The organism is Microbacterium limosum, assembly GCF_036324365.1.
GTDB lineage: Bacteria > Actinomycetota > Actinomycetes > Actinomycetales > Microbacteriaceae > Microbacterium > Microbacterium limosum.
In genome coordinates this window covers 1,326,876-1,336,868 of the sequence record NZ_CP137080.1, presented here as the reverse complement: position 1 = coordinate 1,336,868, position 9,993 = coordinate 1,326,876, and the positions used below count along the sequence as shown (strand labels likewise).

The window sequence follows — 9,993 nt, the reverse complement described above, 5'->3', positions numbered from 1 at the left end:
CACTCTAGCGGATCCGCGGGGCACGCCCCTCCCGATCAGACCGCGGCGGCCGTGTCGGCACGGTCGGCGTCGGCCACGGCGCGAGCCCGGATCGGGTGTCCCTGCGTCGTGAGGCAGCGCCCGCTGGCGAGGTCCCACTTCCAGTCGTGCAGGCTGCAGGTGAGCACGCCGTCCTCGATCTTGCCCGTCTTGGTCAGGTCGGCGCGCAGGTGCGGGCACCGCCGCTGGACGACCCACTCGTCGAGCCTCGCGTCCTCCGTCTGGTCGGACTGCTCGGCGTACCAGTTCTCGACGTACTCGATGCGGTCGCGCGAGAGGCACTTCAGGAACGTCGTGAGGAACTCGTTGAACTTGCCGCTGCGCCCGACCTCGAACTGCATCGACAGGAAGATCGAGTTGGACCAGTCGATCTCTCGGTCGCGGATGTTCGTCGAGACGAGGTCGGCCGGGATGGTGTACCAGTACACGCACTCCTCGCCGGCGTAGTGCCGGACCTTCGCCTTCGGGAAGTCCACGACCATGTCGAGGTCGCCGATGCGGAAGCGGACGTTGCCGCCCACCCCGTTCCGGATGGTCCGCGCCCTGCGAAGCAGCGGCTCCCACCACTCCTTGATCTCGGCGAGCATCTGCTCGGGCGGCATCACCGTGGCGCGCGATGCCTCCTCGGCACGGATCTCGTCCTGACGCGAGCGGGCCTGCTCGGCGAGATACGCCCACTTGTCGCCGAAGATGCGGGCGATCTCCTCGTCGGTGAAGAGGGTCTGCGAGACGCGGACATCGCCGCTCATCACCTCGACCTCCGTCCCCGGAACGAAGAGATGCCCCTTCTGCTCGGGGCGCTCGATCGCCATGTGCTCGAGAAACTCGCGCTGGTCGGTGAAGATCGAGTCGTTCTGCTCGCCGAGCCCGTTGTAGCGGAACAGCTCCTCGCGGAGGAACATCGGCGGGCCCGCCATCGGGAACACATGAGGTGCGTCGACCTTGTCGATGTAGTACATCGCCCGCTTGTTCTGGGCGTCGCGCTTGAGACGCGCGAAGTTCTGCTTCGCGTCCTGCGGCAGGTCGTAGACCATCGGCCACCAGATGGCTCCAGAGACCTGCGTGAAGTACGCGTCGGGCTTGCTGAACGACAGCAGCTTGTCGAGATCGAGCGGATGCGAATCGTTCTGGTTCAGAATGCTCGCCGTCCCGTCGTCGACGCTCAGCGAGGAATCGCCGATCGGGCCGTCGCTCGGCGCGCGCAGGGGCGTCACCATCAGGGTCATCTCGCCGAAGGTCAGGGGCACCCCGGCCTGCGTGTAGACGATGTTGTCGTACCCCAGGCGCCGCAGATCGGTCTCGAGGTCGTCCGTGGGGTAGTCCGGGAGCAACACGCGGATGTCGGTCGAGACGTAACGCCGCAGCAGCGCGGGATCGAAATGATCACGGTGGCGGTGCGAGATGTACAGGAAGTCGGCCGCGCCGAAGCGCTCCCAGTCGAGTCCGCGGTTGTCGGGGAAGGGGAACCACGAGCCGAAGAAGCTGGGGCCGATCACCGGGTCGCAGAGGATTGATCCTCCCGCCGTCTCGATGAACATTCCGGCATGTCCGAGTCCCGTGATCTTCATGCTGCTCCCGTCGGGTCGTCTCGTGAACCCCTCGATTGTACGGGCGGCCCCCGGCAGCGCCCTGAGCGACGGACCGGGCAAAACACCCGGACGTCACGATTCCAGCAGCGCGCGGATGTCGTCGGCCGAGAACGCGCGGGCGAAGAGTTCCTCGTCGTCCATGACGGCGGTGAACAGGCGCGCCTTGCGCGCCTGCAGCGCCGCGACCTTCTCCTCGATCGTGTCGGAGGCGATCATGCGGTACACGATCACGGAGCGATCCTGCCCGATCCGGTGGGCCCGGTCGATCGCCTGCGACTCGGCCGCGGGGTTCCACCACGGGTCGGCGACGAACACGTACTCGGCCTCGGTCAGGGTGAGACCGAAGCCTCCCGCCTTGAGGCTGATGAGGAAGACCGGCGCGGCGCCGGATCGGAACCGCTGCACGACCTCGTCGCGGTCTCTCGTGGACCCGTCGAGCTGGGTGTGCGCCACGCCCGCCGCGTCGAGGCGCCGGGAGACGCGCGCGAGGAAGCTCGTGAACTGGCTGAACACGAGCGCGCGGTGGCCCTCGGACGCGATCTCCGCAAGCTGCTCGACGAGCGCGTTGAGCTTGGCGGAACCGATCTTCGCGTAGGCGTCGTCGACGAGGCCCGCATCGACGCTCAGCATTCGCAGCAGCGTCAGCGAGCGGAAGACGATGAACCTGTTGCGGTCGAGGTCATCGAGCAGTCCGAGCACCTTCTTCCTCTCGCGCTGCAGCACGGCGTCGTAGATCTCGCGGTGCTCGGCGCTGAGCTCGACGTGCTGGACCTGCTCCTGCAACGGAGGCAGCTCGGGCGCCACGAGCTCTTTGGTGCGCCTCATGACGAGGGGGCGGATGCGTCGGCGCAGCCGCGCCAGCCGCTCGGCGCGGAACGCCCCGCCCTCGGAGTTCTCCGGCACCCTCCGCTGCTCGATGGGACCGATGTAGTCCTCCCGGAAGCGGCGCGCCGAGGCGAACAGGCCCGGGGCCGTCAACGACAGCAGCGCCCACAGATCGGCGAGCGAGTTCTCGAGCGGCGTGCCGGTGAGGGCGTACACGGCATCCGCCCGCAGCTCCCCCACCGTGCGGTGCGCCTTCGTCTGGGCGTTCTTGACGAACTGCGCCTCGTCGACGATGACGCCCGCCCAGCCGATCGGGGCGAATTCGGAGGCGGAGAGACGGAGAACCGCATAGGAGGTCACGACGATATCGGCGTCGCCGGCGAGCTGCTCGACCGTGTGCGGGCGACGTCCGCGCGTCTCGGTGATCGTCTGCACCCGAAGACCGGGGACGAACCTCGCCGCCTCGTCGCGCCACACCGAGGTGACCGACGTGGGGGCGATCACGAGGAAGGGTCGCCGCTCCCCCGACTCCACCGCGTGCGCGACGAGAGCCAGCGTCTGGAGGGTCTTTCCAAGCCCCATGTCGTCAGCGAGTATCCCTCCCAGGCGGTGCCGCCAGAGGAACGCGAGCCAGTCGAAGCCCGATCGCTGATACGGCCGGAGCGTCGCATTCAGCGCGCGGGGAATCGGCGTCGACGGGATTCGGCTCACGTCGCGCAGTCCCGCCACGGCCGATCGCCACGTCAGCGCGGCCGCGGACTCATCGGCGAGATCCTCGAACTCCGCCCAGAGAGCGCTCTGGTGGCGATGCAGACGTGGGCCCGTCTCCCACTCGGCCACGTCCGCGGCCTCGCCGATGAGGTCCTTCAGGCGCTGGAGCGCCGGATGCGCGAGGGAGAAGTAGCCGCCGTCCGCGAGGAGCATCTTCCTGCGCCCCTGTGTGAGGGCGGTGAACAGCGGAGCGAAGGGGATGCGCCGACCGTCGATCGAGACGATCACGCCGAGGTCGAACCAGTCGGGGTCGGCGCTCTCGACCGTGGAGACGGAGATGTGAGGGTCGCCCGCCAGCTCGCGGTAGGTGCGGTGCCTCCCCGCGGTCTCGATGCGGACGCCGATCCTCTCGAGCGCCGGGATGGCGCGCGTGACCATCTCCGCGGCCCGCACCCCCTGCGCGGTGCGCGTCGGGGCGAAGGCGTCGCCGAGCGCGCGGTGCCATTCCTCGGAGATCCGCCGCACCCAACGGGTCTCCGTCTCACGGTCGCGCTCGACGGGTGCGTCCCGACGGGCGGAGCCCTCCGCATCGGACACGCGACCCGCCCCGGGGTAGTCCCAGAGCAGCGCCACGTCGACGCGGTCCTCCGGCCGGTGCGCCACCTCCAGAACCGGGGCGGGCTCCGGCATCCGCACCGGCGTGATCCCGCCCGAGAACTCGACGTCACCGCGGCGACCCAGCCGCGGACCCGCCTGCGCGAGGAAGTCCTCCCGCTCGGCCGCCGGCACCCGGATGGCGCCGTGCGCGGACAGGAGCGTCTGCAGCGGATCATCGAGGGGGAGCTCCGCGATGGCGACGTGGATGCGGGCTCCGTTCGTCGCGACGGCGTAGACCCCCGTCGCGCCGATCGGGCGCACTCCCCGCGCCTCGACCTCCGCCCCGTCGATCACGACCCTCGCGGACACATCCAGCGCGCCGTCGCTGCGCGGGGAGATCCCGATGCTCGACGACGCGCTCTCCGCCAGCGCGACCGAGATGCTCCGGTGCAGGCCGACGAGGGGGATCTCGAGCGCCGATGCGGCCCGGAGGTGCTGCCACAGCAGTCCCGATCCCACGCCGTCGAGCACGATTCCCTCGGACACGGCGGCGAACGCCCCGATCGCGAAGACATCGCGGGCGATGCTGTACAGCTCCGCGAACCAGCGGGCCTGCGCAGGGGCGAACACTCCGCCGGGGCGCCGCACCGCCTCCCACGTCGCCTCGCCCTTGATCCATGTTCCCGTGTGCGGGCTGCGCCGCATCGGGTGCACGCGCAGGCGCAGGTCGTCGTGAGCGAGCCGCAGTGTGCGCGCCGTGGCGGCCTCGGACTGCCGGGGCAGCCACGGCGACGATCCCGGGATCGCCCGCCGCAGATCCACGCCCAGCGCCAGGGGCACCTCGCCGCGCGATGCCGGCGCACGGGTCATGAGATCGCGCCACGTCGGCGGCGTCGAGGGCGAACGTGCAGTGTGACCCATCCCGGTCATGCTCTCAGACGCCTCGGACACGCGACGGGCCCGTGCGGCGCTCGCGTCGGCTGCGCGCTCATCCCGCCCGGGCGACGCGGGCCAGCACGCCGTGCACGAACGAGCCCGAATCGTCGGTGGAGAACTCCTTGGCGAGCTCGACCGCCTCGTCGATCGCCACCGCTGCGGGGATGTCGTCGTTGTGGAGCAGCTCCCAGACGCCTATCCGCAGCACCGCCCGGTCGACCGCCGGCATCCGCTCGATCTTCCAGTCCCGGCTGTGGGTGGCGATGACCTCGTCGATGTCGTCGCGGTGATCGATGACGCCGTCGACGATCTCACGCGCGTACAGCCACGACGCCTCGCGCGCCGGCTCGCCGGCCGCGCGCTTGGCCTCGGCCGCGAGGATGATCGAGACCTGCTCTCCGCGCACATCGGCCTGGAAGAGGATGTCGAGGGCGCGCTTGCGCGCCTTCGTGCGAGCGCTCATGACGTGGAAGCCCCCGGCTCAGCTGACACGACCGAGGTAATCCCCGGTGCGCGTGTCGACCTTGATCTTCGTGCCGGTCTCGAGGAAGAGCGGGACCTGGATCTCGTAGCCCGTCTCCACCGTCGCGGGCTTGGTGCCGGCCGAGGAGCGGTCGCCCTGCAGGCCCGGCTCGGTGTACGTCACCTCCAGCACGACGGAGGCGGGCAGGTCGATGTAGAGCGGGTTGCCGTTGTTGAGCGCGATCGTGACCTGCTGGTTCTCCAGCAGGAAGTTCTTCGCGTCGCCCACCGTCGCCGCGGCGACGGTCAGCTGGTCGAAGTCGGCCGTGTCCATGAAGACGAAGCCGTCGCCGTCGCTGTAGAGGTACGTGAAGTCGCGGCGGTCGACGTTCTCGATCTCCACCTTGGAGCCGGCATTGAAGGTCTTGTCGACGACCTTGCCCGTCATGACGTTCTTCAGCTTGGTGCGCACGAAGGCGCCGCCCTTGCCGGGCTTGACGTGCTGGAACTCCACGACGCTCCAGAGCTGCCCGTCGATGTTGAGGACGACGCCGTTCTTGATGTCTGCGGTGGAAGCCATGGGTGTGTGAGGTCCTTCGAGATGGCGGGGCCTGCGCCCGGGAGGAGTGCGGCCCAGCCGGGCCCGACGGTCGATTCTACGTGATGACCGTCCGACGGGTGCGTATCAGTGCCCGCCGTCGGACTCGATGACGTCGATGAGGCGCTCGATCGCGACGCCGTACCCGGCCACCCCCAGACCGATGACGTGGACGACCGCGATGTCCTCGACATACGAATGATGCCGGAAGCTCTCGCGCGCCTTCACATCCGAGACGTGGACCTCGGCCACCGGGAGAGCGACGCCCGCGAGGGCGTCGCGGAGCACCACCGAGGTGTGGGTGAGCCCCCCAGGGTTGATCACGATGCCTGCGCAGTCGTGCCGCGCGGCGTGGATCGCGTCGATCAGCACACCCTCGTGGTTGCTCTGCACGGCGCGGATGTCGAAGCCCCGCGCGCGCGCCGCGTGCATCGCGAGCTCCTCGGCGTCCTCAAGCGTGTCGGAGCCGTAGACGGCCGGCTCCCGGGTCCCGAGCAGGTTCAGGTTCGGTCCGTTGACCAGCAGCAGCCGGCGGTCGGTCATGACGCGACCTCCTGGTATGCGGCGAACAGCAGCGACTCGTCGGGGGCCTGCAGGACCGTGGGGCGGCCGATGTCGTCGAGGACGATGAAGCGCAGCATCCCGCCGCGGCTCTTCTTGTCGCGCTGCATCGTTGCCAGCAGCTGCGGCCACGCCCCCGCGCGATAGTCGGTGGGAAGGCCCAGGCTCTCCAGGATGTCGCGGTGGCGCGCGGCGCCGGCATCCGAGAGCCGCCCGGCCAGGCGCGACAGCTCGGCCGCGTAGACCATCCCGATGGAGACGGCCGCGCCGTGACGCCACCGATAGCGTTCCGCGTGCTCGATCGCATGCCCGAGCGTGTGCCCGTAGTTGAGCGTCTCGCGCAGCCCCGCCTCGCGCAGGTCCTCGGCCACGACCCGCGCCTTCATCCCGATCGCGAGTTCGATGCACCGCCGGAAGGCGGGCGTCGTCGGGTCGACCGCCGCCGCGGCATCCGACTCGACGATCTCGAGGATCTCGGGCTCCGCGATGAAGCCCGCCTTGATCACCTCGGCGAAGCCGGCGACGATCTCGTTATGCGGAAGGGTCTCGAGGAGGTCGAGGTCGCAGACGACGGCGCGCGGCGGCCAGAAGGCGCCGACGAGGTTCTTGCCCTCTGCGGTGTTGATGCCGGTCTTGCCGCCGACGGCCGCGTCGACCATCCCGAGCACGGTGGTGGGGACCTGCACGATCTGCACGCCGCGCAGCCACGTCGCCGCGACGAATCCGGCCAGGTCGGTCACGGCTCCCCCGCCGAACCCGATGACGGCGTCGGTGCGGGTGAAGTCCGCCTGACCCATGACCTGCCAGCAGAACGCGGCGACCTCGACGCGCTTGCCCGCCTCCGCGTCGGGCACCTCGGCGAGCAGAACCTCGCGTCCCGCGTCCGCCATGAGCTGCTCGCGCAGGGCGGACGCCTTGCGGCCGAGGGTCGGCGGGTGGACGATGAGGACCTTCCGCGTCGACGCCGCAAGCAGATCGCCGACCCGCGCGAGCGTGCCGCGGCCGATGAGGATGTCGTAGCCGTCGTCGCCGGCCACGGTGATGGTCGTGATGCTCACAGGGTCTCCTGGATGCCGGACTGGGCCGGGGACGAGGGCGGAAGGGGCGCCTGGGCCCAGGTCACGATCGCCTCCACGACCCGCGAGAGCGGGCCGGAGGACGTGTCGAAGGTCGCGTCCGCGACCTCCTCGTACAGGGGTCGCCGCTCGGCGAGGATGCGCTGCCATCGCGCCAGGGGGTCCTCTCCGTCCAGGAGCGGCCGGCCCGCTCCCCCGAGGCGCGATGCGACGACGTGAGGGTCGACGGTGAGCAGCGCCACCCGGTGCGCGGCGAGGTCCGACCGGGTGCGCGCATCGAGCACCGCGCCGCCGCCGAGGGACACGACGCCGCCGCCCGCCAGCGCACGGCTCACCGCGTCGCGCTCCAGCGCCCGGAAGTGTGCCTCCCCGTGGGTGGCGAACAGCTGCGGCAGGGGTCCGTTCTCGCGCACCACCAGGGCGTCGGTGTCGGTGAAGGACCAGCCCAGCGCCCGAGCGACGCGCTTGCCGACGCTCGTCTTGCCCGAGCCCATCGGGCCGACCAGGACGAGGGCGCCGCCGTCAGGAGAGCTCATGCGCGAGCAGGTCGGCCTCTGATGCCGGCGCCGACCGCAGCGTCGCCGGCATCTCGGCGAGGTAGGACTCGAGGTTGCGACGGGTCTCGCGGACACTGTCGCCGCCGAACTTCTCCAGCACCGCGTCGGCGAGCACGATCGCCACCATGGCCTCGGCCACGACGCCCGCCGCTGGCACGGCGCAGACATCGGAGCGCTGGTGGTGCGCGGAGGCCGTCTCCCCGGATGCCACGTCGACGGTGCGCAGTGCGTGCGGGACCGTGGCGATCGGCTTCATGCCCGCGCGAACGCGCAGCACCGTGCCCGTGGACATGCCGCCTTCGGTGCCGCCGGCGCGGTCGGAGCCGCGCGTGATGCCGGCGTCGGCCGCGAAGAGCTCGTCGTGGGCGACCGACCCGCGGCGGCGGGTGGTCTCGAAGCCGTCGCCGACCTCGACGCCCTTGATCGCCTGGATGCTCATGAGCGCCTGCGCCAGCTTGCCGTCGAGGCGACGATCCCAGTGCACGTGGGAGCCGAGCCCGGGCGGCAGTCCGTAGGCGAGCACCTCGACGATCCCGCCGAGGGTGTCGCCGTCCTTGCGGGCCTCGTCGACCTCGGCGACCATCCGCGAGGACGTCTCGGGGTCGAAGCATCGCAGCGGGTCGGCGTCGAGGGCGTCGACGTCGTCCGGGGTCGGCAGGCGCGCGTCATCCGGGACGCGAACCGGACCGATCGACAGGGTGTGGCTCACGAGCCGGATACCGAGCTCCGCGAGGAAGCCCCGGGCCAGCGCGCCGAGGGCGACGCGCGCGGCGGTCTCGCGGGCGCTCGCGCGCTCGAGGATCGGGCGTGCCTCGTCGAAGCCGTATTTCTGCATGCCGACGAGATCGGCGTGCCCCGGGCGCGGACGGGTGAGGGCGGCACCGCGGCCGCGCGAGCGCTCGGTCAGCTCGACGGGCTCGGGGCTCATCACCTCGACCCACTTCGGCCACTCGGTGTTGCCGATGCGCAGCGCGATGGGGCTGCCGAGCGACAGCCCGTGACGCACGCCGCCGGAGATGGTGAGCTCGTCCTCCTCGAACTTCATGCGGGAGCCGCGGCCGTAGCCGAGCTTCCGGCGGGCGAGGTCGGCGCGGATGGCGTCGAGCGACACGGGGACGCCCGCGGGCAGTCCCTCCATGACGGCGACGAGTTCGGGGCCGTGGGATTCACCGGCCGTGAGCACGCGAAGCATATGTCTAGTCTCCCATGAGCGCCGCACGCATCGCGGCGAGGACGTCGTCCTCCGCGGCGAGCGGCTCGTCCACGTCGCCGTTCGCGAAGAATCGCACCTGCAAGAGGGCCTGGTGCAGCAGCATCCCGAGGCCCGAGACAGCCGCGCCGCCGCGGAGCCGCTGGCGCTCCGCGAGGGCGGACGGCCAGGGGCTGTAGGCGACATCCAGCAGCACCGGGGCATCCGTCAGCGCGGCGTCCGCGTCCTTCTCCGCCAGCGCCGCGCCGCCCGGCAGCGTGCCGATGACCACGTCCGCAAGCGTCGCCGGATCCTCGCCGAGCGGGCGCGCACGCACATCCATCCCGAGGCGGGAGCCGAGGACGACCAGTCCCCGGGCCGCGTCCGGACGCCGGGCGAGCACATCCACGCGCGACGCGCCCAGCTCGCTGAGCGCGACCAGAGCGGAGGATGCCGTGGCCCCGGCCCCGATGACGCGCGCCGTCTCCACCGCCCGCACCCCGGCGTCGCCGAGAGCTCGCACGAGACCGCCCACGTCCGTGTTGACGCCCCGCGGGCCCCCGGGTCCGAGCAGGAGCGTGTTGACGGCCCCGGTGAGCTCGGCACGGCGATCCCGCTCTACCGCGATGCGGAACGCGCCCTCCTTCAGCGGCATCGTCAGCGACAGGCCCCGCCACGTGTCATCCAGCGAGGCGACGGACTCGTCGAAGCGCTCCGCGCCGACCTCACGCCGCTCGTAGCGCCAGTCCAGTCCGAGCGCGGCGTAGGCTGCGAGGTGCAGCTGCGGGGACCTGCTGTGCGCGATCGGGCTCCCCCACACCGCGAGGCGGGTGCGGGGTCCGGTGACCGTCAC

9 protein-coding genes are annotated in these 9,993 nt (G+C 71.0%); all 9 read right to left on the bottom strand.

The window, feature by feature from the left end; translation table 11 throughout:
* Nucleotides 1-35: 35 nt before the first annotated feature.
* The 9 genes from RYJ27_RS06465 to RYJ27_RS06425 all read right to left on the bottom strand — a co-directional run bounded on the left by RYJ27_RS06465 (nucleotide 36) and on the right by RYJ27_RS06425 (nucleotide 9,993).
* On the bottom strand, nucleotides 36-1,607 hold the full coding sequence (locus tag RYJ27_RS06465) for a Rieske 2Fe-2S domain-containing protein (protein ID WP_330171891.1): 1,572 nt from the start codon (nucleotides 1,605-1,607) through the stop codon (nucleotides 36-38).
* Nucleotides 1,608-1,700: 93 nt separating this feature from the next.
* Nucleotides 1,701-4,682, bottom strand: coding sequence for a DEAD/DEAH box helicase (locus RYJ27_RS06460; protein ID WP_330171890.1), 2,982 nt, complete (start codon nucleotides 4,680-4,682; stop codon nucleotides 1,701-1,703).
* A 67-nt stretch (nucleotides 4,683-4,749) separates the two neighbouring features.
* On the bottom strand, nucleotides 4,750-5,160 hold the full coding sequence (gene nusB / locus RYJ27_RS06455; protein ID WP_330171889.1) for a transcription antitermination factor NusB: 411 nt from the start codon (nucleotides 5,158-5,160) through the stop codon (nucleotides 4,750-4,752).
* Nucleotides 5,161-5,178: 18 nt separating this feature from the next.
* Entirely contained in the window at nucleotides 5,179-5,739 is a 561-nt protein-coding gene (gene efp / locus RYJ27_RS06450) for an elongation factor P (protein WP_330171888.1), read from the bottom strand.
* A 105-nt stretch (nucleotides 5,740-5,844) separates the two neighbouring features.
* Nucleotides 5,845-6,300, bottom strand: coding sequence for a type II 3-dehydroquinate dehydratase (gene aroQ / locus RYJ27_RS06445; protein WP_330171887.1), 456 nt, complete (start codon nucleotides 6,298-6,300; stop codon nucleotides 5,845-5,847).
* Nucleotides 6,297-7,376, bottom strand: a complete 1,080-nt coding sequence (gene aroB, locus RYJ27_RS06440; RefSeq protein WP_330171886.1) for a 3-dehydroquinate synthase — start codon at nucleotides 7,374-7,376, stop codon at nucleotides 6,297-6,299. The genes aroQ and aroB overlap by 4 nt, the downstream gene beginning before the upstream one ends.
* Nucleotides 7,373-7,930 (bottom strand): shikimate kinase, encoded by a 558-nt coding sequence (locus RYJ27_RS06435; protein WP_330171885.1) that lies wholly within the window; start codon nucleotides 7,928-7,930, stop codon nucleotides 7,373-7,375. The genes aroB and RYJ27_RS06435 overlap by 4 nt, the downstream gene beginning before the upstream one ends.
* Nucleotides 7,917-9,143, bottom strand: coding sequence for a chorismate synthase (gene aroC, locus RYJ27_RS06430; RefSeq protein WP_330171884.1), 1,227 nt, complete (start codon nucleotides 9,141-9,143; stop codon nucleotides 7,917-7,919). The genes RYJ27_RS06435 and aroC overlap by 14 nt, the downstream gene beginning before the upstream one ends.
* A 4-nt stretch (nucleotides 9,144-9,147) precedes the next feature.
* Complete coding sequence (locus RYJ27_RS06425) at nucleotides 9,148-9,993, bottom strand: shikimate dehydrogenase (protein ID WP_330171883.1); 846 nt, start codon at nucleotides 9,991-9,993, stop codon at nucleotides 9,148-9,150.

Excerpts from the sequence above, each read along its gene's own strand:
- efp (WP_330171888.1), bottom strand. The coding sequence starts at position 5,739 with ATGGCTTCCACCGCAGACATCAAGAACGGCGTCGTCCTCAACATCGAC.
- aroQ (WP_330171887.1), bottom strand. The coding sequence starts at position 6,300 with ATGACCGACCGCCGGCTGCTGCTGGTCAACGGACCGAACCTGAACCTG.
- nusB (WP_330171889.1), bottom strand. The coding sequence starts at position 5,160 with ATGAGCGCTCGCACGAAGGCGCGCAAGCGCGCCCTCGACATCCTCTTC.
- aroC (WP_330171884.1), bottom strand. The coding sequence starts at position 9,143 with ATGCTTCGCGTGCTCACGGCCGGTGAATCCCACGGCCCCGAACTCGTC.
- RYJ27_RS06460 (WP_330171890.1), bottom strand. The coding sequence starts at position 4,682 with ATGGGTCACACTGCACGTTCGCCCTCGACGCCGCCGACGTGGCGCGAT.
- RYJ27_RS06465 (WP_330171891.1), bottom strand. The coding sequence starts at position 1,607 with ATGAAGATCACGGGACTCGGACATGCCGGAATGTTCATCGAGACGGCG.
- RYJ27_RS06435 (WP_330171885.1), bottom strand. The coding sequence starts at position 7,930 with ATGAGCTCTCCTGACGGCGGCGCCCTCGTCCTGGTCGGCCCGATGGGC.